Source organism: uncultured Roseibium sp., from assembly GCF_947494555.1.
Taxonomy (GTDB): domain Bacteria; phylum Pseudomonadota; class Alphaproteobacteria; order Rhizobiales; family Stappiaceae; genus Roseibium.
In genome coordinates this window covers 507,810-532,372 of record NZ_CANLVF010000005.1, presented here as the reverse complement: position 1 = coordinate 532,372, position 24,563 = coordinate 507,810, and the positions used below count along the sequence as shown (strand labels likewise).

Sequence of the window (24,563 nt, the reverse complement as noted above, 5' to 3'; positions counted from 1 at the left end):
AGGTAGTATTGGCTCAGGTGCGCGCGATGATTTCACGCTCATTCGCGAAATTTTCGCGCGAGCGGTTTGTTCGACCCGGTGCCCTCTTGTTGAGGAAACGCGGACGGCGGCCCGTAAGAAGGCGTAACTTGCGGCGCGGGGCCGGTCCGGCAGCCGGTGTGGCGCTGAACGCCTCGATCGGCTTGACCTCGCCGCCGAGATCACACACGAGCATGGGAAGTTTGAGCGTCTCCGCCCAACGGCTCCACAGAACGGCGAGTTCGTCTGAAGTCTCGGTCTCCGCCAGTGTGATCGACAGCGCACTGTCAGGGTGTTTCAGGATCAAGGCCGCGGAGATGTTTCCGGGCGACGATCCTGGAACGATACGAACCATGACACCGTCGAAGGCGCTTGATGGCACGACCACCCTGACGGGGACGCCGGCAACACGCCGCTTGATGATGACCCTGTTCTGGTCAAGGAAGATTTCCGCGGGAAGCGAAGGTGTTCCGGGTCGGGATTCGAGTCTTTGTTCAAATCGGACCGGGAGACAGCCGGGGTGCAGTATTGTTTCTGCATTATCCCCGGCCGTGTTCGGCACCTGTATTTCTGTTTGACGTCTCAAATGACTCTCCGTCGGACCTTTTGGTCTCTTGATGCACGCAAAGCTAGCGCACAAAGGTCGTGAACCACTTAAGATACAAAGTTAAAAAACTCTGATTTCAAAGAGGGTTACCGGAGTGTAAGCGCGATGAGAACGGACTGTTCACGCCTGTGGTTAAATTGGGGCGCGACGGAATTCGGGAACTGGATCAAAGGGTTTCGGGATCACATACGGTTGCGATTTGCCGCAAATTGTTGCGCGGCTCCGAAGCTGGGCGTAAACAACAGCCGGAGTGGGGCTGAAACTAACAAACCCGTTAAGGCGGATTGAATGTCAGAAGTTATTGATCAAAGCGAATTGCAGTCTCGCGCTGTCCGTCTCGTCGAGGCCGCCCGAAAGGCCGGGGCTGATGCCTGTGACGCCGTTGCGGTGACCGGCGTTTCACTGTCGGTGGACGTCAGAGAAGGCAAGGTTGAGGAAACCGAGCGTGCGGAGGGCGACGATGTCACCTTGCGTGTATTTGTCGGCAGGCGCACAGCGGCCGTCTCCGCCAATCAGATGGACGATCCGCAAACGCTTGCCGAACGCGCGATCGCTATGGCCAAGGTGGCTCCGGAAGATCCTTATGCAGGTCTGGCCGACCAGGACCTGCTGGTGAAGCAATTGCCTGACCTGGAGCTTCTCGACAGCCGTGAAATGACGGCTGAATCACTGACGGAAATCGCGCTGGAAGCCGAGGAAGCGGGACTTGCCGTAAATGGTGTGAGCAAATCCGGCGGCGCAGGAGCATCCTGGCGGTTGGCCGGTGTTGTTCTGGCGACAAGCCACGGGTTCCAGGGCGCGTACATGTCCTCCCGGCACGGCATCGCCATGACGGCGGTCGCCGGAGATGGCACCGCGATGGAGCGGGACTACGATTTTGACAGCAGGACTTTCTTTGAAGATCTCGACAGGCCGGCTGAGATCGGCAGGAGAGCGGGCGAACGGGCCGTTCGCCGGCTGAACCCGCAGAAACTGTCGACGCGAACGACCGATGTGATTTACGAGGCACGCGCGGCCAGGAGCATTCTGGGCCATCTGACCGGCGCGATAAACGGCGCTTCGATTGCCCGCAAGACGAGTTTTCTCAAGGACAGAATGGGGGACGCGGTTTTCGCGCCTGGAATTCAGGTTGTTGATGACCCCTTCAAGCGACGCGGTGCTGCCACCAGACCATTTGATGGCGAGGGAACCGCCGCATCTGTATTGAACGTTATTGAAGACGGCGTGCTCAGTCACTGGTTTCTCGACGGTGCCTCGGCCCGCGAACTTGGGCTTAGCCCCAACGGCCGCGCGCATCGCAGCGGCAGCGGAACGTCCCCGGGGGGCACGAATGTCACCTTGATGCCGGGCGAGAAGTCTCTTGAAGAGCTTATGTCAGATGCAGGAAGCGGCTTGCTCGTTTCCGACCTTATCGGCCATGGCGTTAACGGTGTAACGGGGGATTACTCGCGCGGCGCTGCGGGCTTCTGGTTCGAAAACGGCGAAATCGTGGAGCCGGTCAGCGAGATAACCATCGCCGGCAATCTCAACGACATGTTCAAGCGACTGGTCCCAGGAAGCGATCTCGACAACCGGTATTCCGCGGCAACGCCCTCTGTTTTGATCGAAGGAATGGCGCTTGCGGGAAGCTGACCAGAGCATACGCGACAAGGACCTTCAAGCGGATCTTCAACTACTGGAAACGGCGGCCCGTCAGGCTGGCGAACTTGCTCTGAGTTTCTTCGGGCAGGGGCTTGAGACCTGGTACAAGGGAAAGGGTAATGAGTCCCCGGTGTCGGAGGCGGATATCGCCGTCGACCGTTTTCTTGCCGACAGACTGACCTCTGCCCGACCAGACTATGGCTGGTTGTCTGAGGAGACCGCGGATGACAAGGCGCGCCTTTCCTGCAGCCGCGTATTCATCGTCGACCCGATAGACGGCACGCGGGCATTCCTGGCCGGAGGCGACGAATGGACAATCTCGCTTGCCGTTGTCGAAGACGGACGCCCGATCGCAGGCAGCGTATTTTGTCCCTGTCGCAATGAGATGTTCCTGGCGTGCAGAGGTGGTGGCGCATGGCTGAACGGCACTGAAATCAAGGTATCTGAAAAGAAAGAGATTGCCGGCGCGACTTTGACCGGAACGCATTCGATTGTCTCGAACACGGACGTGATTGCGGCGGGATTTGAGAAAGCGGAAATCCTGAGATCCCTGGCCTACAGGCTCGTGATGGTGGCTGCCGGCCGCATCGATGTCGGCGCGGCGCGTGGCGGGCCAAGCGACTGGGATCTTGCTGCGGCGGACCTTCTGGTCGAGGAAGCCGGTGGCTCTGTCATGGGCCTTTCCGGACAGCCATTGACCTATAATCGTGCCCGGACGGGTCACCCGGCATTGATCGCAGCATCAACCACGCTTATAGGACCAGTGTGCGCGGTGCTTAAGGACATAATCCGATAAGCAGCCGTGATGCCCGGATGAACTCAGCGAGGACGCTTATGAGCGAGACTGACGCTCCCAAACAGCTTTTGCACCTGGTTTTCGGCGGTGAACTGGAAACACCGGAAGGGCTGACGTTCCGGGATCTGGACGAGCTGGATATCGTCGGCATCTATCCGAACTATGCGGAAGCTTATGCAGCCTGGAAGGCGAAAGCCCAGGCGACCGTGGACAACGCCCACATGCGGTACTTTATCGTTCACATGCACCGTCTGCTGGATCCGGAAACGGCAACATAGACACGTAAACGCAGGCGATAACAAAAATGATCAAACGCCTTGGCCGCCAACCCTGGGTACTTTCGTGTGTGGGCTCCGCTCTCGCGGGTTACCTGAAGCTGGTCTACCATACCAACCGTTTTGTTGTTGTACCGGAAGGCGTACACGACGAGACCGAAAAGCAACTGCCCGTTATCGTGGCAATGTGGCACGGTCAGCACTTCATGGTCCCTTTCGCGAAACCGGCACACTGGCCCGCCAAAGTCATGATTTCCAGATCTGCAGACGGCGAAGTCAATGCCATTGCGGCAAGCAAGTTCGGGCTCGGTCTGATCAGGGCCTCCGGTGGAAAAAACGCGCGCCAGATCAAGAAACGCGGCGGAATGCGTGGTTTCATCGAAGCTGTAAGAGCGTTGAAGGACGGCTACAGCATTGCCATGACCGCCGATGTCCCCAAAGGGCCGGCGCGTGTCGCGGGCGAAGGCATCGTACAGTTGGCGAAACACTCTGGACGTCCGATATTGCCAGTTGCCGTTGCCACCAGCAGAAGCATTGAGCTTAACAGCTGGGACAAGGCAAGCGTAAACTTACCCTTCGGAAAAGGCAGCATTGCAGTCGGCGACATGATCTGGGTCCCAGGCGACACTGAGGATGAAGCGCTCGAGAGCTATCGAAAGCAGGTCGAAGACGGTTTGAATGCGGCAACCAGGCATGCCTACCAACTCGTCGGCAGGGCGAATGGCTGAGCAAAGACCCATCCTGCTCAGTCTCTACCTTGCGGCCGCACAGGCACTGTCGCCGCTGTTTCATATACTCTTCTGGACAAGAAGCCGATCGGGCAAGGAAATTCCGGAACGCAAACAGGAGCGTTTCGGCAGATCGTCGATTGCGCGCCCGAACGGAAGCCTGATCTGGATCCATGCGGCGAGCGTCGGCGAGACGACGTCAGCCCTGGCACTTATAGAAACACTGACCGCCGAGGGGCACACGGTTTTGCTGACGACCGTAACCGTGACCGCTTCCGAGTTGGCCGCAAAGCGCCTCCCGGACGGGGCAATGCACCAGTTTGTACCCTATGATGCTCCAGCTCCCCTGAAGCGTTTTCTCGATCACTGGTCTCCCGATCTGGCAATGGTTGTCGAATCGGAAATCTGGCCGTGCCTGTTCGATGAATTGAATCGCCGTGCGGTGCCTTTCGTCCTGCTGAATGGCCGGCTGTCTGACGGGTCGCTCAGGAATTGGTCGCGTGTTCCCAAGACGTCCCGGTTCATCTTCGATTGTCTCGACATGGTCCTTGCTCAAAGTCAGGAAGACGCGGCCCGGTTCAGGAAACTGGGATGTAAAAACGTGCAGGTGCCGGGCAACCTGAAATTCGATGCGTCCGAGCTGGCCGCAGACGAAGCAACGCTCCTGCAGCTAAAGACGCAGATCAGCAAGCGTGCCATCTGGCTGGCGGCCCTGACGCATCCCGGGGAAGACGAAATCGTTTTTGACGCCTTTTCGCAATTGCTGCGCGAAATGCCGGACTTGCTTCTGATTCTTGTTCCCAGGCATCCCGCGCGGGCAGAGGAAATCAGAAAGGAAGCTGAATCACGCGGCTTTTCACTGGTGACACGCAGCTCCCGGAATTCAATTACGCCTGAAACCCAGGTTTTTCTCGGTGATACGCTTGGCGAAATGGGGCTCTTCTACCGCTTGGCGCCCGTTACCTTCCTGGGGGGATCGTTCATTGACGTCGGCGGACACAATCCCGTTGAAGCCGCACTGGCAGGATCCGCTCTTGTTACGGGACCCAAAGTCGCAAACGCACGCGCGGTCTACAAGGATTTCTGGAGCGGCGGGGCGGCAGTCAGGGTAAGCGAACCTTCAATGCTTGCCGGACAGATTGGAGTGCTTCTGAAGGACGCAGGCCTTGCGCGAACCCAGGCTCAAACGGCGAAAACGCTGGTCGAAGCTGGGCGAGGTGCGCTCGGCAAGTCTCGTGAATTGCTGCGCCCCTATTTGAACAAAGAGAATTTGCGACAGTCTTCGGAGGCTTCCAATGAAGAAGGCTCCTGATTTCTGGTGGCAGCCCTCAGGCTCAATCCTTTCGTCTTTACTCATGCCGGCCGGTTGGATTTATGGTCTGGTGTCCGGCCGGAGAATGTTGTCGAAACCCAGGGCCAAAAGCCGTCTTCCTGTGATCTGTATTGGAAATTTCGTTGTCGGGGGCACCGGCAAGACACCATTTGCGATCGAACTTTCGCACCTCTTGCGTGAAGAGGGCCACAATCCGGCATTCCTGTTGCGGGGGTATGGCGGCCGGGAAAAAGGTCCGGTTCTGGTCGACACGGCGCTGCATGGCAGCGAAGACGTCGGCGATGAAGCACTGCTTCTGGCAGAGCATGGGCCGACCATCGTGTCTTCCGACAGGGCGGCGGGGGCACGGCTTGCGGAGAACCAGCCGGTCGACATCCTTGTCATGGATGACGGCTTTCAGAACCCGTCGCTCGCCAAGGACCTGAGTGTCGTTCTGGTGGATTGTGCAACCGGTTTCGGCAACGGTTCCTGCATTCCGGCAGGTCCTTTACGGGCACCGGCACATCAGCAGATTATCCGGACCGACTGTCTTGTTCTTGTAGGCAAAGGTGAGGCTGCAGACGAGGCTATCCACTTGGCCGGGCGCAAGGGACTGCCGATTTTGCACGCTCATCTTCGCGCGCAGGCCAACAGTAACCTGGAAGGGGTGAATCTCTTCGCATTTGCTGGCATCGGCCGTCCGCAGAAATTCTTCAATGCTTTGAAGGAGCTTGGCTACAGGGTCAAGAAAACACAGACCTTTTCCGACCATCACCGATACACCGAAGCCGATGTAAGCAGCTTGTTGACCGACGCTGAAAATCAAGGTCTGCAACTGGTGACGACTTCCAAGGACATGGTCCGGCTGGCGACCTTGAATGGCGAGCTTTTCCGGTGGATCGCAGCCCGGGCCGAAGTTCTTGATGTGGCAATGGAAATAGAGGCTCCTGAACGGCTAATGGCGTTGATCCAGGAGAGGTTGCGTGCAAGGGCGTTCGTAAACTAGACGCGTATCAGCGCGTTTCCAGATACCGTTTCATCGACGCTTTGGCATCGACATAGGCTTCCTGGTGCTCCACTGACCAGTATTTGAGCTCATCCAGCGGAATGGCGGCACCAGTCACCGCGCAGCGGACAAAGGTTCCGGGCGTTTCAACCTGATAGTCGCCATCCAGGTAACGGACACGGGCTTCACTCGGTATGCGCGGGTTTTCGTAACGGTTCATTGTCGCCGGTATACTGTCTGTTGCACTGGTTCTCGCCGTCTTTTACGGTAGTTTGCACCTTCCCGGCAAGTCGCCAGACGAATAAACAATAAGACAACTTAGAATGCAGGTGCACCGCGGCGGTCTTTGCCGATGAGATACCTGCAGCGCGACATGACGACGACGGGTTCCGGCAATGCCCGCTTCACCCGGTACATTTCCGCAGCCCTGTCTTGACGGCAGGTCTCGACATCAGTCCAGCGTTTGGAATTCACCGACATGTCCTGGCAGATCAGAAGGTCCGGCTGACAGGCAACGAGGTGCATTGCAACAAGAACGGCATTCATCTGGTGGCTTCTTTCTGATCGTCGCGGGACGACGGCAACTTGCCAAACTGCACAGGAATGACGTTTGCGCTGTTCGTCTCGCTGTCGGCCAGCGGCCCCGAAACGGAGCCGGTTTTCGCCAGGGCTTCAAGAAGAAACGGATGAAGTCCTTCGCCGCGCTGCGCGGCAAGCTCCTGAAACAAATTGATGCTGCCCGAGGCAGGCACCCCCTTTGATGCTGACATGCGAATACACTCTCCTCACGCGGTCAAGCGTGACGGTTCGGTTGAATTTTCTTGGATGTTGGCTCGGCCCTGAAACGGGCGGGGCTATTGAGTACTTCTCTTTGGAGGAGAAGATAACATGAGTTTTATATTCAGGTTAAAATAGCCGCAAGTGGATTTTTGGGCTTTTGAAGTGAAAAAAGGACGCAAGGCACCTATGTTCGTTACAAACAATCAATTCGCTGCCTGAAAAAGCGCGCATATGGACGTCTTCTTTTTCGAAGACGAAGACAGGATACAGAAATGACCCTTTCGACAACGGATCTCATCGAAACGTCCGGCCTCGGGCTGGACGCTGCAAAACGGATTACCAAAGACGCTCTGGCAGGTGCAGATGATGGTGAGCTTTTTGTCGAGTACCGGCAAACGGAAGGCCTCGTTTTTGACAACGGGCGGCTCAAGGGCGCGAATTACGATACGGCTCAAGGGTTCGGTCTGAGAGCTGTGGCGGGCGAAGCGGCGGGATATGCCCATGCCGGTGACATTTCGGAACAAGCGCTCAAGCGCGCAGCCGAAGCTGTCAGCGCTGTCAAGAAAGGCTACTCGGGAACCTACGCCGCCCCACCAGCGCGCACAAACCACTCGCTTTACACCGACGCAAACCCGCTTGGTGGTCCGAGTTTCGAGGAGAAGGTCAAGCTTCTCCAGGAGATCGACGCCTATGCGAGAGCAAAAGACCCGCGCGTCAGACAGGTCACGGCCTCCGTCGCAGGTTCTTGGCAGGTCGTGGAAATCCTGCGCGCCGACGGACATCTGGTACGCGATGTTCGCCCGATGGTGCGGCTTTCGATTTCTGTCGTTGCCGGAAATGACGAACGCCAGGAAAGCGGATCATTCGGCTGCGGCGGCCGGGAAGGGTTCGAGAAGTTCATCACGACCGAAAATTGGCAGGGCGGCGTTGACGAAGCGCTGCGCCAGGCACTGGTAAACCTCGAAGCCGTCCCTGCACCGGCAGGCTCCTTCGATGTTGTTCTCGGCCCGGGCTGGCCGGGAATCCTCCTTCATGAAGCCGTCGGCCACGGTCTGGAAGGTGATTTCAACCGCAAGAAAACTTCCGCTTTCGCTGGCCTAATGGGCGAGCGAGTCGCCTCGCCAGGCGTGACGATCGTCGACGATGGCACGATCCCGGACAGGCGCGGATCCCTCAGTGTTGACGACGAGGGTACGCCCGCAAGCCGTACCGTTCTGATCGAGGACGGCATATTGAAAGGCTATATGCAAGACAGACAGAATGCGCGGCTGATGGGAATGGAACCGACCGGCAACGGCCGACGGCAGTCCTTCGCGCATATCCCGATGCCGCGCATGACCAATACCGTGATGATGGCGGGTGACAAGGATCCCGAAGAAATACTGAGTTCCGTCAAGGATGGGATCTATGCCGTTTCCTTCGGCGGCGGACAGGTCGACATCACGTCTGGAAAATTCGTGTTTTCCTGCACGGAGGCCTACCGTGTTGAAAACGGCAAGGTCGGTGCGCCTGTAAAAGGGGCAATGCTGATCGGTAATGGACCCGATGCGCTCACCCGCGTTTCGATGATCGGTAATGACATGAAGCTCGACCCGGGCATGGGCATCTGTGGAAAGCAGGGACAAGGTGTTCCTGTCGGCGTTGGCCAGCCGTCCATGCGCATCAACGAAATGACGATCGGCGGAACGGCGGTCTGATAAGCTGCGCGTGGAGTTGAAAATGCCTGACATCAGGTTTGTCGTCTTCGACATGGATCAGGTGCTTTATGACTACGATCACCAGACCCGTTTGAAACTCCTGGAACAGCTCACCGGCCGAGCGGCCGCAGAGATTGACCGGGCGGTGTGGGGCGGACCGCAGGAGGCGGCGGCGGAAGCTGGATCGCCCGACACACCGGAGGGCTACCTCGCACAATATGCGGAGTTGCTCGGCTACCCGATTGATTTCGGCACCTGGGCGGATATCCGGCGCAAGATGATGCGGGCCCGACCGGACGTGCTTGAGCTGGTGCGCCGGTTGAAACCGGGCGCCGATCTGGCTCTGTTGACCAACAACGGCATGATGCTGAAAGCGGCATTGCCAACCTGTGCGCCGGAAGTCGTCGAAATATTTGGAGAAAAAGCGCACGTCTCAGCTGAGTTCAAGGCTCGGAAGCCAGATCCGTCCGTCTATCTGCGCCTATGTAAAAAATACGGCTACGCTCCGGAGGAAAGCGCGTTTATCGACGACAATCCGGCAAATGTTGCAGGCGCGGTAGAGGCTGGAATGGCAGGACATGTCTATACGACCGTCGACGAGCTTCTAGGGTTTCTCGGGCGTCATAACCTGGTTTGATCTCCAAAGGGACGCCGATTGGCTGCAGCCGCCCGAACCACAGCGAGAGTACGGACGCGATGCCTGTTTAGGCAATTGCGAAACCTGTAAACCCGCGCGGCCAAGTCACCGCCCTCAAGACTTTCTCGATGGAAAATGACGATAATTCTTTACGTGTTTCTGCTTAGTCTGCTTTCAATTCAGAAATTGGCTCTTTGATTTAGCAGCTCTGTCCATTTTTTGATCTCTTGTTGCTGCGTTTTTTTTGGTTTTGTCAAAGTTAAACCACTTGAGTTTTGTTAAGATGGAATCAACTCCCTGGCTGTCATGCTGGGGGAGGGGATTTTCAGCCTGACGGCAGGGGAGATGGGATGGCAGCAGAGGGCGCACCTCCGTTTTTTGCCGAAGCGATTGTGTTTCTGGCTGCCACCTGTGTCGCGGTGCCGATCGCCAAGCGGCTTGGTCTGGGTTCGGTTGTGGGCTATCTGGCGGCTGGTGCGGCGATCGGGCCACACGGCTTACAGCTCCTGGGCTCCGGGGAAGATGTTCTTCATGTTGCGGAGCTCGGGGTCGTTCTCCTGTTGTTTGTCATCGGGCTGGAACTTGATCCGCAAAAACTCTGGCGCATGAAACGGGACATTTTCGGGTTGGGAACGGCGCAGGTCGTTCTGACCGGTATCTGCCTGTTTGCGGTCGCGCGGCTTTTCGGGATGCCCTATTCAACAGCTTTTGTTGCCGGGTTCGGACTTGCGCTGTCATCAACGGCATTTGCACTGCAAATCCTGCAGGAGCGCGGCCAGCTTTCGTCTCCCTACGGGCAGCGCGCATTCGGGATCCTTTTGCTGCAGGACATCGCTATCGTTCCGCTGCTGGCAATGGTTGCCATTCTTGCGCCGGGCGAAGGGCCGTCCACGGCGACAGAAATTGCCAGCGAGGTCATGATCGTTCTCGGCGCCGTTGCGGCGGTTATCTTGACCGGACGCTATCTTATCTCGCCAATCTTTCTGTTCCTGGCGGCAAGCCGTGCACGCGAAGTCATGCTTACCGCAGCTCTCCTTGTGGCCCTCGGGAGTGCCGGGATCATGCATTCCGTCGGCCTGTCGATGGCTCTCGGAGCATTTCTTGCCGGCGTTCTATTGGCCGAATCCAGTTTCCGGCACACGCTTGAAGCCGACATCGAGCCCTTCCGCTCCTTGTTGATGGGGTTGTTTTTTGTTGCCGTCGGCATGTCGCTCGATGTGTCGCTGGTGATCGAGAACTGGCTACTCGTTGCCGCAGGTGTTGCGATTGTCATGGTGCTGAAGGGTGTTTTCCTTTGGGCACTGTCGCGGGGAACCGGCTCGTCGAATTCGGACGCGATGCGCATTGCCGTAACGCTGCCGCAGGGCGGGGAGTTCGCATTCGTTCTGTTCACTGCTGCCGTCAGCAACAGCCTTTTGAACTATCAGACCGCCAACCTGCTGAACGCCGTGGTCATCCTGACGATGCTGCTGACGCCGCTCGCATGCCTTGGTCTCGATAAGCTGGCCGCCAGGGCCAAGGCACGGGGAGTTGAAAATCCGTCGATCGAGACCTTTGAGGAGGCAGCGCCAACAGTGCTTGTCATTGGTTTTGGCCGCTTCGGCATGGTCGTCGCCCAGATCCTGACCTCGGAAGGGCTTGAAATCACCGCCATCGACAATCGGCCCGACCGTATCGATTACGCCCGCAAGCAGGGCTACAAGGTTTACTACGGCGATGCCACAAGGGCAGATGTTCTGGCTGCGGCTGGGGCCGGCAAATCGGCGCTCGTTGCCATGTGCATTGAAAATGACAAGGTCATGGCAAGGTCGATCGATCAGATCCGGGACGGTTTTCCCGATGCTCTGATCTTTTGCCGCGCAACCGACAGGGCACACGTGATGGACCTTACCCGGCGCGGTGTGGATTTCCAGATCCGCGAGACGTTCGAATCAAGCGTTGTCTTCGGACGCGCCGCGCTTGAAGCACTTGGAACGCCGCTCGACCGGATCGACCAGATCGAGGAGGACGTGCGCAGGCGGGATGAGGAACGCCTTGCAGTTCAACTCGAGAAAGGCATGTTCGCCGGGTCGGACCGGTTACACAAGGTGACCCCTCGCAAGCCCAACAAGGACCGGCAGGACGCTCCTGCCGAATAGTCCTCTTCGGAAATCCCCTTTCGGTGAGGCTTGCCGGATCCGTAAAGTCTAGGGCAGGGCGTCGAAACCGGCTGAAAATCCATTCAGGGAAATCGGAATGCCGATGCCTTCTTCGGGTGTCTGGAAAATGATGAATGTGGCCTGGGCGCCACCCTTCAGTTTTGTCAGCAACTCATCTTCCAGGATCACCTCGGCGATGCACCCGTTAGGCAGGCAACGGACAAAACCGGCGCGCCCGATATCGGCGTTATCGACACGCAATCCGAGGCCGGACGGCAGCAGAACACCGAGCGGTGCAAGGACGCGAAGAATTCTTGCCTGCTTGTCCGCTGTTTTCAGCACGATCACCGAAAGACCGACGTTCTCCCGGTCGGATGCGGTCACGTTTTGAATCAGGGCACATTGTTCGCCGGCAGCGCCCGGTGGCGTGTCACAGCGCATTTGCCAGTCTCCGTGCGAAGCACGGACTTCGCCCTGCGCCATGGCCGTCGGCGCTCCCTGGACGAATAAACCGAACAAGAGTCCGGCAACGACAGCGAGTGTTGAAAGTGACGGCTTGAAACGGTCAGCGCCGCCGGTGTTGAAAGACTGCTGCGTGTGTGTTGACAAGAATTCCTCCGGTCAATCTTTATCCGATTCTTCTGCGCTCAGATCCGGCTGAAAACCGCCTGCTCCGCGAATCATGGTGTTATCCCGGCCAGACCTTGCCGCATGATGGCGTGCGATTCCAGTCTCACAGGGGGCTTGACGGTCGATTAGCCTTGTTTTTTGTCCAAATTCCACGTGTCCTTGATATGCCTCAATCGCAAGAGACCTCCGGACGTGGCCGAAAAGTTGGAAATATCGTTGCGGCTCGGCGTTTCTTGTGGTTTTTGTGCGGCACAATGGTGTTGGCAGGGTGATGCGGCAGATCGCCGCTCTGGCCGAATGTAACCATCGCCCTTCATATAGGTTTATGGTTATATTCCGATTACCTGAATGGGCTTTCCGGTTTATGGTGCCAGTGGATTCAGGCTTGCGAAGTTGCGTCAAGCCCGTTACTGCCCCACCAGAATGGAATGGATCGTAGGTCCGGGATGTATGCATGTGCCGCGTTCGTGCGGCTGAGGGAAGGGAGCGCAGACGTGAAGGCTATCTTCAAGCGTCTCATGACAATCGCCAGTATGGCGGCAACTTTCGCTGGAGTGTCCACCGCGGCTCTTGCAGCTGAATCCGGCATGACGAACTGGCAGCTGGGGTTTCAGGCCTCGGTGTCAGACATGATGGACGATATCACCTGGTTCAACGCCTTCACGTTGATCATCATTACGGTGATCACCCTGTTCGTTCTCGCTCTGCTGATCATCTGCATTGTGAAATTCAGTGCCAAGGCCAATCCGGTGCCTTCGCGCACGTCGCACAACACCATGATTGAGGTGGCCTGGACGGTTATCCCGATCCTCGTACTGGTCGTGATCGCGATCCCGTCCTTCCGCCTGCTGTACAAGCAGCTCGATATTCCGGACTACGAAATGACCGTGAAGGCCATCGGTTATCAGTGGTACTGGGGCTACGAGTATAACGACGAAGGTATGGGTGACCTTTACTTCGATTCCTACATGCTCGGAGATCCGCTTGATCCTGAGGCCGATGTGGTCGCGCGTCAGGAAGTCGCCACGGAGCGTGGCGTGACCATCAACGAGGTTCCGCGTTTGCTCGCCGTCGACAACGATCTCGTGGTTCCGGTCGACACCACGGTACGCCTTCAGGTCACCGCGGAAGACGTCATTCACGCTTTCGCGATGCCGTCCATGGGCCTCAAGATCGACGCTATTCCGGGCCGCCTGAACGAAACTTGGTTCCGTGCTCGCGAGGAAGGTGTCTACTACGGACAGTGCTCGGAGTTGTGCGGTGTCAACCACGCGTTCATGCCGATTGCGATCCGTGTAGTTTCCAAAGAGCAGTTCCAGACCTGGGTTACTGCGGCACAGGAAGATCTGGACGGCGCGAACAAGCAGCTGATGGCGTCCATCAACGAACAAAAGAAGCTTGCGGCTGGCAAGCTTGAAGACATCTCAGTCGCCGCGAAGTAACGCGGCGGCTTTCGTTTGTCAGGCACCGCGCGATAAGACGCAGCGCTGCTGAAGGAATTTAAAGAGGGAGCCCCAAATGGCTGCGAGCGAAGCACATGCGGCACATGACCATCCCTATGGATGGCGCCGGTGGGTCTATTCGACCAATCACAAAGACATCGGATTGATGTATCTCATGTTCGCGATCTTTGCCGGGATCGTGGGCGGCGCGCTCAGCGTCGGGATGCGAATGGAACTGCAAGAACCTGGAATGCAGATCTTCAGCAACCCGCACATGTTCAACGTGTTCACTACGGCTCACGGCCTGATCATGATCTTCTTCATGGTCATGCCGGCGATGATCGGCGGCTATGCCAACTACTTCGTGCCGATCATGATCGGTGCGCCGGACATGGCGTTCCCTCGCATGAACAACATCTCGTTCTGGCTTCTGCCTCCGGCGTTCCTGCTTTTGCTCCTGTCTCTCTTCGTTGAAGGCCCTCCGGGCGGAAACGGCGTCGGCGGCGGCTGGACAATCTATCCCCCACTGTCAACGTCAGGGCAACCGGGACCGGCAATGGATCTTGCAATCCTGTCGCTGCACATTGCCGGTGCTTCGTCGATCCTGGGTGCAATCAACTTCATAACCACGATCTTCAACATGCGTGCACCGGGCATGACCCTGCACAAGATGCCGCTGTTTGCGTGGTCGGTTCTGATCACCGCGTTCCTGCTGCTTCTGTCGCTGCCGGTTCTCGCTGGTGCGATCACAATGCTTCTGACGGACCGTAACTTCGGTACGACCTTCTTCGATCCTGCCGGTGGCGGTGATCCGATCCTGTTCCAGCACCTGTTCTGGTTCTTCGGTCACCCTGAAGTGTACATCCTGATCCTGCCGGGCTTCGGCATCGTCAGCCACATCATCTCCACCTTCTCGCGTAAGCCGATCTTCGGTTATCTCGGGATGGCCTATGCGATGGTTGCGATCGGCGTTGTCGGCTTTATCGTGTGGGCACACCACATGTACACGGTCGGCATGTCGTCCGAAACACAGGCCTACTTCGTTGCTGCCACGATGGTGATCGCGGTGCCGACGGGCGTGAAAATTTTCTCCTGGATTGCCACCATGTGGGGCGGTTCCATTGAGTTCAAGACACCCATGGTCTGGGCGATCGGCTTCATCTTCCTGTTCACCGTTGGTGGTGTGACCGGGGTTCAGCTGGCAAACGCCGGTCTCGATCGCGCCTTCCACGACACATATTATGTGGTGGCTCACTTCCACTACGTGCTGTCGCTCGGTGCGGTGTTTGCGATCTTTGCCGCCTGGTACTACTGGTTCCCGAAGATGTTCGGCTACATGTACAATGAAGCCATTGGCAAGGCCCATTTCTGGATCACCTTCATCGGCGTGAACCTGGTTTTCTTCCCGCAGCACTTCCTGGGCCTGAACGGCATGCCGCGCCGCTACGCCGACTATCCGGATGCGCTGGCGGGCTGGAACTACGTGTCTTCCATCGGATCCTACATTTCCGCATTTGCGGTTCTGGTGTTCCTCTACGGTATCTTTGAGGCTTTCGCCAAGAAGCGTGTCGTTGGCAACAACCCGTGGGGCGAAGGTGCAACGACACTGGAGTGGACCCTGTCTTCTCCGCCACCGTTCCACCAGTTCGAAACGCTGCCGCGGATCAAATAAGGCACACTCGGAGGCCATGCCTCTGGATGGAAACTGACACCGCGCCCTCAAATGGCGCGGTGCTCCTTTGAAAAACTGCCGGACGGAAAGACCGTCCCTGCCGCCTGTTTGAAGGGCGGGGCAAAAGCTTGAAGTTGAAGGACACGCGCATGTCGCTCGTCGAGCGCCAGGACACAATAGGTCAGGATACAGCCGTCTGGGACGGTGGCATGGGCTCGGTTGGCGACTATGTTTCGCTGCTGAAGCCGCGCGTAATGTCGCTCGTCATCTTCACTGCGTTTGTCGGCCTGATGCTTGCGCCCGGTACCGTTCACCCCGTTCTCGGCGCGGTCGCCATCTTGTGTATCGCAATCGGTGCGGGTGCATCCGGTGCCCTGAACATGTGGTATGACGCCGACATCGACGAGATCATGACTCGCACGCAAAAGCGGCCGATCCCCGCTGGGAAAGTAACCAGGGAAGAGGCGTTTGCGTTCGGCATGACGTTGTCGATCGGATCCGTCGTAACGCTTGGTCTCCTGGTCAACTGGTTCGCCGGTGCGTTCCTCGCCTTCACCATCTTCTTCTACGTTGTCGTTTACACAATGTGGCTGAAACGCTCGACCCCGCAGAACATCGTCATTGGCGGTGCGGCGGGCGCTTTTCCGCCAATGGTCGGCTGGGCCTCCGTGACCGGGTCCGTGAGCCTGGAAAGCTTTGTTCTGTTCCTCATCATTTTCATGTGGACGCCGCCGCACTTCTGGGCGTTGGCACTGTTCAAGAGCGGCGACTACCGCGCTGCGGGCGTGCCCATGTTGCCGGTTGTTGCCGGCGAGACCAGCACTCGGCACCACATTCTTGTCTATTCCCTGCTTCTGGCGCCAATCGGCGTAGCACCGTTCCTGCTTGGATTTGCAAGCCCGGTCTATGGCGCGGCAGCCGCGTTCCTGGGATTGGCATTTGTCGCGCTTGCCGGCGACGTCTGGCGCAAGCGCGAAGGCGATGCGGCGAGACAGGCTTGCATTCGCCTCTTTAAATTCTCCATCTTCTATCTCTTCCTGCTTTTTGCCATTTTGCTGGCCGAAAGCCTGATCGTTGGAGCCTAGAATGATGGCTGAGGACGATCAGGGAATCAGGTTGACGCAGGAGCAGCAGAAGAAGCGCCGCTCCCGGTCTATCGCGATTGCACTCGCGCTTGTTGCGCTCGTTGTGCTTTTTTACGCGGTTACGATCGTCAAGCTGGGACCGGGTGTCATGGACAGGGCTCTTTGAGGAACGACGCGTGAGCAACGAACAGGACAGCAACAGCGCAGCCAACAGCAACCGGAAGGTTGCTCTCGCCTGTGCCGGAATGTTTAGCCTGATGGTGGGCGCAGCATACGCCGCCGTGCCGCTTTACGACCTCTTTTGCCGCGTGACTGGGTTCGGAGGCACGACCCAAGTTGCCGACAGCGAAAGCGATGTTGTGATCGACCGGATGATCACGATCCGGTTCGATGGGAACGTCAACAGGCAGCTGTCTTGGAAATTCAAACCGGAGCAACGCTCCGTATCGCTGAAGATGGGTGAAAGCGCGCAGCTTGCCTATGTGGCAACCAACATCGGTGACGAGACAACGGTCGGAACGTCGACCTTCAACGTCTGGCCGCCGTCTGCCGGTGCCTATTTCAACAAACTCGATTGCTTCTGCTTTACGGAGCAGCCGCTTGAAGCCGGCGAAACCGTTGAGATGCCAGTTGTCTTTTTTGTTGATCCTGAAATGGACAAGGATCCTGAACTGAAACATGTGAAGGAAATCACTTTGTCCTACACGTTCTTCCCGGTAGAACAACCGGAACGCCCTGTTGCGGCTCGGGCCGAATCGCCCGGCGCTGAAACGAATTTGTGAGAGACTGCGCGAAACGCGCTTGAAATGACAGTGTTTGGGGAGCTTGCCGATGGCTGAGGCACATACCAAGAACCACGATTACCACCTGGTCGAGCCGAGTCCGTGGCCATTTATTGGGTCGGTTGGCGCTTTCATCATGGCAATCGGAGCGATCGCATGGATGAAGGCCGCGTCCGGCAACTCCTTTGATCTGTTCGGGATCAATTTTGCTTCGGCCAGCTGGGGCTTGTTTGCCATCGGCCTCTTGGTTGTCCTCTACGTGATGTACGGATGGTGGAAAGACACCATCACGGAATCGCAGGAAGGTCACCATACCCGTGTCGTTTCGCTGCATCTGCGCTACGGCATGCTTCTGTTCATCGCATCTGAAGTCATGTTCTTCGTGGCCTGGTTCTGGGCGTATTTCGATGCGGCTCTTTTTGCTGGTGAAGCCATTCAGTTCAGCCGCGTGGAAGCAACCGGCGGTCACTGGCCGCCAGACGGCATCCTGACATTCGACCCCTGGCACCTCCCGCTTCTGAACACCCTGATCCTGCTGTGCTCCGGCACGACGGTCACCTGGGCGCACCATGCGCTGCTGCATAATGATCGTGAAGGCCTGAAATGGGGTCTGACGCTGACCGTTCTGCTCGGTGTGCTGTTCACGATTGTGCAGGGTTACGAGTACGGTCATGCCGCATTCACGTTCGACGGCAACATTTACGGCGCGACGTTCTACATGGCGACAGGCTTCCACGGGTTCCACGTGATCGTCGGAACCATCTTCCTGCTTGTGTGTCTGCTACGGGCAATGGCCGGCCAGTTCTCAGTTGAGAAGCATTTTGGTTTCGAAGCTGCCGCCTGGTACTGGCACTTCGTTGACGTTGTCTGGCTGTTCCTGTTCGTCGCGATCTATATCTGGGGTGCAGGTACGCCGGCCCCGCATTAAGCTGCCGGGATAGTCCCAATGAAGCGCCCGGTCTGCGAAACGGCCGGGCGTTTTGCTTATTAGCAGGTCCAGGACTATGGATGACAAAGCTCATTTTCCGCAGGTCAATCCTGTCTCGGTCGGTTTGTCCGGCAAGTGTCCCCGATGCGGGCAGGGGAAGCTGTTCCACGGGTTTTTGAGCGTCAAAAAGTCTTGCAGCGCTTGCGGTCTTGATTTTGCTTTCGCTGATAGCGGCGATGGCCCGGCGGTTTTCGTCATCATGCTGGTCGGATTTGTCATAGTCGGTCTGGTGCTGTTCGTAGAGCTGAGTTTCCAGCCGCCGATATGGCTTCATCTCATCCTCTGGCTTCCGCTGACGGTGGTTCTTGCAGCCGCGGTTTTGCGGCCGCTGAAAGGGCTGATGATCGCGTTGCAGTTTAAACACAAGGCTGAAGAAGGCCGTCTCGACGAGGCCGGCGGCAAGTGAAAAACAAGGCATGACCGGCCCATGGATGGACTAAAGAAACTCGTCGTTCCTGCAATTGCAGCGGTCCTGGCACTCGGTATTTTGCTGAATCTGGGATTCTGGCAGCTGAACCGCCTGGAATGGAAGCAGGACCTAATTTCGAAAGTGGAAGCCGGCGTCACGAAGCCACCCGTCGATGCGCCTGCGCCTCGCTCGGAAAAGCTTGGTGATGAATTCGACTATCTCCGGGTCAAGGTGACCGGTGAGTATCTGGACGGCAACACATTCTACTACACCTCGCTTTCCGACCCGGTTGGACGGGCAGAGGGCCCCGGTCTTATGACCTATGCGCCTTTCAGGACGCTGGAAGGCTGGACGGTTCTGATCAACAGGGGATTTATGCCGCAAGGACTGGACGACCCGGCAAGAGAGGCCGCTCTGGACGCGCCCGGTGGACAGCTGGAATTGACCGGACTTTTGCGGCTCAGTGAACAGCCGAACTGGACCACGCCGACACCGGATGCGTCTGACAGGATCTGGTTTGCCCGCGACACAGGTGCGATGGCTCAGGTTCTTGGATTGGAAAACCAGACTGTTGCGCCTTACAGCATCGACATTGATGCGTCATACACGCCTGAAGGCGGCTTTCCGCAGGCCGGTGAAACCATCGTACGGTTCAAGAACGATCATCTGGGCTATGCGTTGACCTGGTTCGGACTTGCCGCAACGCTTATCGGAGTTTTCCTGACTTACGCGGCCAGTGTTCTCTGGCCGCGTAACAAGACGCTCGCGGATGATTAGCCGAGCGCTTCCAAAATGGCGGCAGCGCCAGTTTTGGTCGCTTCGCCGGGCGCATCTTCAATGGCCAGGAACGACACTTCGCCATCCTTGGCGATAAGTGCAAAGCGCTGTGAGCGAAGGTGGCCGAAAATTGGCGCAGGTCCGAGACCAAGGCCGATTGAATCGACAAAGTCTGCACCGGTATCAGCCAGGAAACTGATCTTTCCGCTGGTGTTTGATGCTTTTTCCCAGGCATCCATGACGAACACGTCATTGACTGAAACCACGGCAATCGTGTCGACACCCTTGTTTTTCAGGGTCTCGGCGTGTTCAACGAAACCAGGCAGATGATTCATGTGACAGGTCGGCGTGAAGGCGCCTGGTACGCCGAAAAGCACGAGGGTCTTGCCACTCGTCAGCTCGCTCATCGACATCTCGCCGGGCCCGTCGCTGGTCATGATCTTGAAACTGGCGTCCGGAAGACGGTCCCCAACCTTGATTGTCATATCAAATACCCTTTTGCTGGATTGTAGAACGATGAACTCGCCCGTGACACATAGAGCGTTCAGGGTCTCACGTCGAGTGAACCGTCGATAACGCTGGTCTGGACGGATGGTTCAAGGCAGCGGGCTATTGAAGCCAGTCGGCGGGCACCGTTTCCAGATGTTCAATGGCACGGCCGCCGGACGTTAAAACCAGCCGTAGCGTGTCATCGTTTTCCGAACTCTTCAGTCCCTTTGTCGACAGACGCCAAACACTCGTGTCGCCGGATCTTTCGACGAACTTTGGAAGTCCGATATAGGACCCTTCAGGTCCCGCAGCGAACAGGTCGGCTTCGGCATCACCTGAGACATGCGTCTCCACAATAATGAACTCGCCGCCATCGAAAGTTACCGAGTTGATCTCCAGACCGTCGCCCGGCTGCGCTCTCGGGACTGTGGCAAGGTCGCGTTCTATCAGCCGCGAAGCAAGTGCGTCTCGTCCATCGTCGGGCTGGAAGTCCAGGGACAGCACGGCTTCGCCCGGAACGCAGATGTCCTTGCAGATGCCGAAGAAGACCTCGATTTCCAGTCTGGCACCCTCTTCAGTCCTGGCAGGTGTGACTTTGAAGGGGAGGACAATGCCATCGTGATAGACAATGCTTTCGGTAAAGCCGTCGTTGTAGCGCTCCGGCACCGGATAAAGGATGTCGAGCTCGGTCACATTTTCAGATGCGGTCATCGAAATCTGGGGCGGTATGCCCGCCTCTCCCGCATATCGCCAATAGGTGTGCCAGCCAGGTTCCATGAGAAACTCGAGCCCGGCCAGGTAATGGCCATCCTCAAGCGGACCTGACGAAATCAGGCGCACCGCACCACCATGAACTTCGACCCATTCCGTCATGGCTGCCCGGGCCGGGCTGAATGCACAGGCAACAAGAATAAAGAGGGCATGGAGAAGTGTTCTCATGCCACCAGAGCTACACGAGTTTCGAAATCGCGTCATCGTTTCGTTGATCTCCGTCCGGTCATTTCCTCGTGACGGTTGTGTTACGGTAAAGTGAGGCATGCGGCGATTGTGACCCGAAACAGTCATTAACAAAGCGGCTCAAAGACGGTATGCTTTTGCATGTTTGGCACTTGCCGCGAATTTTTTTGAGGTTTTTTATGGTCAGAACTGAAGAGACAGACTCTCTCGAAGGACAGTTTCTGATCGCAATGCCGAGCATGGCTGACAGCCGGTTCGAACACTCCGTGATTTATCTTTGCTCTCATTCCGATCAGGGCGCGATGGGATTGGTTGTCAATCAGGTTGCGCGGCATCTCTCTTTGGAAGAACTCCTCATTCAGCTCGATATCGTGAATGACGAGGGTTCGATCCGCCTGCCCGACAGCGTGCGGGACATGAACGTCCACAAGGGAGGGCCGGTGGAGGTTGAACGCGGATTTGTCCTGCACAGCGATGACTTCATGCTCAATCAGTCGACGCTGGCGATCGACAATGGCATCTGTCTGACGGCGACGCTTGAGATCCTGCGCGCGCTGGCGGACGGTGACGGGCCTTCGCAGGCCATACTGGCACTCGGCTATGCGGGCTGGGCACCTGGCCAGCTTGAAAACGAGATCCAGGCCAATGGCTGGCTGACGGCGCCGGCCGATCCGGAGATACTGTTCGACACCGACTTCGACGCGAAATGGCGTCGTGCGCTTGCGTCCATGGGCATAGATCCGGCAATGCTCTATACGGATGCCGGCCACGCCTGACGGAAGGCGCCCCACTCAAATTCCTGAACCTGTCGGGTTACGGTCACTATTTAACCCAAAAGCGACTTGCGCTTGAATGTTATGGCGCGTAAGTCGCTTGGGTGGCATGTTTGTTTCAAAGCGGTCGCGATTGAAGTAGGTTGATGGTCTGGGTGTCCCGGCCATGCGGGCGCTGTCCGTGGGAGTGACGAAAAGGGAAGTGGCAGGGTGAAATACAGCAGTACGCGCGGCGAAGCACCGGTCCTGGAATTTTCCGATGTCCTGCTGCAGGGACTGGCCCGCGATGGCGGCCTCTATCTTCCCGAAACCTGGCCACAAATTGACGCCGATACAATCGCTTCCTTCGCAGGCAAACCTTATGCCGATGTCGCCATGGAAATCATCCGGCCCTTTGTCGGCAGCGATATTCCGGAAGCCGATCTGAAGGCGATGATCGATGAGGCCTATGCCGGCTTTCGGCATCCTGCCGTGACACCTTTGGTCCAGACCGGGCCGAATACCTTTATTCTGGAGTTGTTCCACGGTCCGACACTGGCGTTCAAGGACGTCGCCATGCAGCTTCTCGGCCGCATGATGGATTATGTCCTCACGCAGCGCGGTTTGCGTGCCACGATTGTCGGGGCGACGTCCGGTGATACAGGTGGTGCCGCGATCGAGGCGTTCAGGGGCCGTCAGCGAACCGACATTTTCATCCTGTTTCCCGACGGTAGGGTGTCCAATGTGCAGCGCAGGCAAATGACGACACCCGCCGAAGACAACGTGCACGCGCTGGCCCTGACCGGAAACTTTGACGATTGCCAGGCGATCGTGAAAGGCATGTTCAACCATTTCTCGTTCCGGGACCGGGTTGCGCTGTCGGGGGTCAACTCCATCAACTGGGCGCGGATACTAGCCCAGATCGTCTACTATTTCGTTGCGGGAACAGCGCTCGGCGCACCCGGGCGCAAGGTTTCCTTTACGGTTCCGACCGGCAATTTCGGCGATATCTTCGCCGGTTACGCCGCAATGAAAATGGGCCTCCCGGTCGAAAAGCTGATCGTGGCGACCAATGTGAACGACATTCTGGCACGTACGCTGGAGACCGGCCGCTACGAAAAACGGGGTGTCACGGCGACGATTTCTCCGTCCATGGACATCCAGGTCTCATCGAATTTCGAACGTCTTCTGTCGGAGGTCTCCGGCCGGGACGGGGGCGCCGTTCGGCAGATGATGGACCGGCTGGCTCAATCGGGCAGCTTTGAGATCGAGGACGGGCCGCTTTCGGCGATGAGAAAGCATTTCGGGGCAGGCCGCTGCAACGAGACACAAACGGCAGAAACGATAGCCGGGCTTTGGAGGGAGGCCGGGTATCTGCTCGATCCACACACGGCAATCGGTGTGCATGTGGCCAAGGACCACGATGACGGCCGGGTGCCAATGGTAGTGCTGGGAACGGCGCATCCGGCAAAATTTCCAGATGCGGTTGAAAAAGCCTCTGGTATTCGTCCAGAATTGCCGGACAATTTGAAAGACATGATGAGTGCGGAGGAGCGCCAGCAGGTATTGGCGGCACAACAGGACGTGGTGGAACGATTTATCGAAGATCACGCCCGGGCCGTCACCGCCAAGGTGTAACTATATGAAAGTACAAACAACGGTCCTGGAAAACGGGATGACGGTCGTAACTGACCAGATGCCGTACCTGAAAACGGCGGCGCTCGGAGTTTGGGTTCGAACCGGATCCCGCGCGGAAACCGTCCAGCAAAACGGCATTACCCATCTACTCGAGCACATGGCTTTCAAGGGCACGAAGACCCGGACGGCACGCAGCATCGCGGAGGAAATCGAGGCCGTCGGGGGAGAGCTGAACGCATCGACGAGCATCGAGCACACGAATTACTACGCCCGCATCCTGGCCGAAGACATGCCGCTGGCGGTGGATCTGTTGTCCGACATCTTGCAGAATTCGACTTTCGATGCCCAGGAACTGGCGCGCGAGCAGCATGTGATCCTGCAGGAAATCGGTGCCGCAAACGATTCACCTGAAGACCAGGCCTTCGACCTCTTTCAGGGAACCGCCTGGCCGGACCAGGCGATCGGAAGGCCGATCCTGGGAACGCCTGACACCGTACAAGGTTTCAATCGCGACGCCCTTAACGCGTATCTTGCCGACCGGTACCGTGCGCCTGACATGGTTTTGGCGGCCGCTGGTGCGGTCAACCACGATGATCTTGTGGCCCTGGCGCGGGAAAAATTCGGCGGTTTCAATGGCGCAGCGGCAGCTGACGACACGACTGCCCAGTATGGCGGCGGAGAAACGCTGCGCAGCAAGGACCTGATGGAAGCCCAGGTGCTTATCGGTTTCGAAGGGTTGCCCTACAAGTCCAAGGACTATTACACAATTCAGATCCTTGCCTCTGTTTTGGGCGGTGGCATGTCGTCGCGTCTGTTTCAGGAAATTCGAGAACGCCATGGCCTGTGTTACGCGATCTACAGTTTTCATTGGGCGTTTTCAGATACCGGGCTTTTCGGATTGCACGCGGCAACCAGCCATGAAGATCTCGCTGCCCTGATGCCTATGATTGCGGACGAGCTTGTATCCGCGTCACAGACCATTACGGACGAGGAAGTGGCAAGGTCGCGCGCACAGATCAGGGCGGGTCTGATGATGGCGCTCGAGAGCCCGGCCGCGCGCGCCGGGCAGATCGCGCGTCAGATACTGGTGCATGGCCGAGTGCTCGGTCCTGACGAGATTTCGAGCAAGATTGAAGCCGTCACGGCGGAAGATATGCGCCGGGTAGCATACGAGACCTTTGTCGGCACAACCCCGACGCTCACCGCGATCGGTCCCGTAGACGGAATCATGACGGCAAACGACCTGGCGGGGAGGCTGGAACAGACTCCCGTGCTGCGGGCGGCCTCGTTGTAAACTGCGGAGTTCA

27 protein-coding genes are annotated in these 24,563 nt (G+C 57.6%); 20 read left to right on the top strand and 7 right to left on the bottom strand.

The features are described from left to right. Positions 1–13: 13 nt before the first annotated feature. Positions 14–604 (bottom strand): DUF6101 family protein, encoded by a 591-nt coding sequence (locus Q0915_RS24845; RefSeq protein ID WP_299480449.1) that lies wholly within the window; start codon positions 602–604, stop codon positions 14–16. Between the two features lie 309 nt (positions 605–913). Here Q0915_RS24845 and Q0915_RS24840 point away from each other — a divergent pair, with 309 nt between their 5' ends. From Q0915_RS24840 to lpxK, 6 genes are read left to right on the top strand one after another with little or no spacing between them, the layout of a single operon-like run. After that, the gene (locus Q0915_RS24840; RefSeq protein WP_299480447.1) at positions 914–2,257 is read left to right on the top strand and encodes a TldD/PmbA family protein; all 1,344 of its coding nucleotides are present in this window, start codon (positions 914–916) and stop codon (positions 2,255–2,257) included. Beyond that, positions 2,244–3,062 (top strand): 3'(2'),5'-bisphosphate nucleotidase CysQ, encoded by an 819-nt coding sequence (locus tag Q0915_RS24835; protein ID WP_299480444.1) that lies wholly within the window; start codon positions 2,244–2,246, stop codon positions 3,060–3,062. The genes Q0915_RS24840 and Q0915_RS24835 overlap by 14 nt, the downstream gene beginning before the upstream one ends. Positions 3,063–3,100: 38 nt before the next feature. Further along, positions 3,101–3,340, top strand: coding sequence for a DUF4170 domain-containing protein (locus Q0915_RS24830; RefSeq protein ID WP_299480441.1), 240 nt, complete (start codon positions 3,101–3,103; stop codon positions 3,338–3,340). 26 nt (positions 3,341–3,366) lie between these two features. Beyond that, a complete protein-coding gene (locus Q0915_RS24825) occupies positions 3,367–4,065 on the top strand; it encodes a lysophospholipid acyltransferase family protein (RefSeq protein ID WP_299480438.1) in 699 nt (232 codons plus the stop codon). Further along, the gene (locus tag Q0915_RS24820) at positions 4,058–5,377 is read left to right on the top strand and encodes a 3-deoxy-D-manno-octulosonic acid transferase (RefSeq protein WP_299480435.1); all 1,320 of its coding nucleotides are present in this window, start codon (positions 4,058–4,060) and stop codon (positions 5,375–5,377) included. Before Q0915_RS24825 ends, Q0915_RS24820 begins: the two co-directional genes overlap by 8 nt. After that, complete coding sequence (lpxK, locus tag Q0915_RS24815) at positions 5,361–6,383, top strand: tetraacyldisaccharide 4'-kinase (RefSeq protein ID WP_299480432.1); 1,023 nt, start codon at positions 5,361–5,363, stop codon at positions 6,381–6,383. The genes Q0915_RS24820 and lpxK overlap by 17 nt, the downstream gene beginning before the upstream one ends. A 7-nt stretch (positions 6,384–6,390) precedes the next feature. Here the strand turns inward: lpxK and Q0915_RS24810 are convergent, their stop codons facing one another. From Q0915_RS24810 to Q0915_RS24800, 3 genes are all read right to left on the bottom strand, one after another. Continuing rightward, on the bottom strand, positions 6,391–6,603 hold the full coding sequence (locus tag Q0915_RS24810) for a DUF2093 domain-containing protein (protein WP_299480429.1): 213 nt from the start codon (positions 6,601–6,603) through the stop codon (positions 6,391–6,393). A 98-nt stretch (positions 6,604–6,701) separates the two neighbouring features. Continuing rightward, positions 6,702–6,929: a hypothetical protein gene (locus tag Q0915_RS24805; protein ID WP_299480426.1), complete on the bottom strand. Its 228-nt coding sequence runs from the start codon at positions 6,927–6,929 to the stop codon at positions 6,702–6,704. Then, a complete protein-coding gene (locus Q0915_RS24800) occupies positions 6,926–7,153 on the bottom strand; it encodes a hypothetical protein (protein WP_299480423.1) in 228 nt (75 codons plus the stop codon). Before Q0915_RS24800 ends, Q0915_RS24805 begins: the two co-directional genes overlap by 4 nt. A 282-nt stretch (positions 7,154–7,435) precedes the next feature. On the opposite strand from Q0915_RS24800, the gene tldD reads away from it, so the two are divergent. The 3 genes from tldD to Q0915_RS24785 all read left to right on the top strand — a co-directional run bounded on the left by tldD (position 7,436) and on the right by Q0915_RS24785 (position 11,635). After that, on the top strand, positions 7,436–8,860 hold the full coding sequence (tldD, locus tag Q0915_RS24795) for a metalloprotease TldD (protein ID WP_299480420.1): 1,425 nt from the start codon (positions 7,436–7,438) through the stop codon (positions 8,858–8,860). Between the two features lie 22 nt (positions 8,861–8,882). Further along, positions 8,883–9,497 carry an HAD family phosphatase gene (locus Q0915_RS24790; protein ID WP_299480418.1) on the top strand — a complete coding sequence of 205 codons (615 nt, stop codon included), beginning with the start codon at positions 8,883–8,885 and terminating at the stop codon, positions 9,495–9,497. 350 nt (positions 9,498–9,847) lie between these two features. Further along, positions 9,848–11,635: a monovalent cation:proton antiporter-2 (CPA2) family protein gene (locus tag Q0915_RS24785; RefSeq protein ID WP_299480416.1), complete on the top strand. Its 1,788-nt coding sequence runs from the start codon at positions 9,848–9,850 to the stop codon at positions 11,633–11,635. Between the two features lie 48 nt (positions 11,636–11,683). Here the strand turns inward: Q0915_RS24785 and Q0915_RS24780 are convergent, their stop codons facing one another. Next, positions 11,684–12,154 (bottom strand): invasion associated locus B family protein, encoded by a 471-nt coding sequence (locus tag Q0915_RS24780; protein WP_299480618.1) that lies wholly within the window; start codon positions 12,152–12,154, stop codon positions 11,684–11,686. A gap of 629 nt (positions 12,155–12,783) precedes the next feature. On the opposite strand from Q0915_RS24780, the gene coxB reads away from it, so the two are divergent. From coxB to Q0915_RS24740, 8 genes are all read left to right on the top strand, one after another. Beyond that, positions 12,784–13,707 carry a cytochrome c oxidase subunit II gene (gene coxB, locus Q0915_RS24775; RefSeq protein WP_299480615.1) on the top strand — a complete coding sequence of 308 codons (924 nt, stop codon included), beginning with the start codon at positions 12,784–12,786 and terminating at the stop codon, positions 13,705–13,707. A 76-nt stretch (positions 13,708–13,783) separates the two neighbouring features. Continuing rightward, positions 13,784–15,379, top strand: coding sequence for a cytochrome c oxidase subunit I (gene ctaD / locus Q0915_RS24770; protein ID WP_299480414.1), 1,596 nt, complete (start codon positions 13,784–13,786; stop codon positions 15,377–15,379). Between the two features lie 149 nt (positions 15,380–15,528). Then, a complete protein-coding gene (locus tag Q0915_RS24765) occupies positions 15,529–16,464 on the top strand; it encodes a heme o synthase (RefSeq protein ID WP_299480411.1) in 936 nt (311 codons plus the stop codon). A gap of 1 nt (position 16,465) precedes the next feature. Beyond that, positions 16,466–16,630, top strand: coding sequence for a hypothetical protein (locus Q0915_RS24760; RefSeq protein WP_299480621.1), 165 nt, complete (start codon positions 16,466–16,468; stop codon positions 16,628–16,630). A gap of 10 nt (positions 16,631–16,640) precedes the next feature. After that, positions 16,641–17,246 carry a cytochrome c oxidase assembly protein gene (locus Q0915_RS24755; protein ID WP_299480408.1) on the top strand — a complete coding sequence of 202 codons (606 nt, stop codon included), beginning with the start codon at positions 16,641–16,643 and terminating at the stop codon, positions 17,244–17,246. A 49-nt stretch (positions 17,247–17,295) separates the two neighbouring features. After that, positions 17,296–18,174, top strand: coding sequence for a cytochrome c oxidase subunit 3 (locus tag Q0915_RS24750; RefSeq protein WP_299480405.1), 879 nt, complete (start codon positions 17,296–17,298; stop codon positions 18,172–18,174). A gap of 76 nt (positions 18,175–18,250) precedes the next feature. Further along, positions 18,251–18,640 (top strand): DUF983 domain-containing protein, encoded by a 390-nt coding sequence (locus Q0915_RS24745; RefSeq protein ID WP_299480402.1) that lies wholly within the window; start codon positions 18,251–18,253, stop codon positions 18,638–18,640. Positions 18,641–18,661: 21 nt separating this feature from the next. After that, on the top strand, positions 18,662–19,420 hold the full coding sequence (locus tag Q0915_RS24740) for an SURF1 family protein (RefSeq protein WP_299480399.1): 759 nt from the start codon (positions 18,662–18,664) through the stop codon (positions 19,418–19,420). Here the strand turns inward: Q0915_RS24740 and Q0915_RS24735 are convergent. Together Q0915_RS24735 and Q0915_RS24730 are read right to left on the bottom strand one after the other, a co-directional pair. Further along, positions 19,417–19,905 carry a peroxiredoxin gene (locus tag Q0915_RS24735; protein WP_299480396.1) on the bottom strand — a complete coding sequence of 163 codons (489 nt, stop codon included), beginning with the start codon at positions 19,903–19,905 and terminating at the stop codon, positions 19,417–19,419. The genes Q0915_RS24740 and Q0915_RS24735 overlap by 4 nt on opposite strands. 124 nt (positions 19,906–20,029) lie before the next feature. Next, entirely contained in the window at positions 20,030–20,848 is an 819-nt protein-coding gene (locus Q0915_RS24730) for a protein-disulfide reductase DsbD domain-containing protein (protein ID WP_299480393.1), read from the bottom strand. A 197-nt stretch (positions 20,849–21,045) separates the two neighbouring features. Between Q0915_RS24730 and Q0915_RS24725 the strand changes: the two genes are divergently transcribed. From Q0915_RS24725 to Q0915_RS24715, 3 genes are all read left to right on the top strand, one after another. After that, entirely contained in the window at positions 21,046–21,642 is a 597-nt protein-coding gene (locus Q0915_RS24725; protein ID WP_299480391.1) for a YqgE/AlgH family protein, read from the top strand. Positions 21,643–21,849: 207 nt separating this feature from the next. Next, the gene (thrC, locus tag Q0915_RS24720) at positions 21,850–23,256 is read left to right on the top strand and encodes a threonine synthase (RefSeq protein WP_299480388.1); all 1,407 of its coding nucleotides are present in this window, start codon (positions 21,850–21,852) and stop codon (positions 23,254–23,256) included. 4 nt (positions 23,257–23,260) lie between these two features. Next, on the top strand, positions 23,261–24,550 hold the full coding sequence (locus Q0915_RS24715; protein WP_299480385.1) for a pitrilysin family protein: 1,290 nt from the start codon (positions 23,261–23,263) through the stop codon (positions 24,548–24,550). The last annotated feature ends 13 nt before the right edge of the window (positions 24,551–24,563 follow it).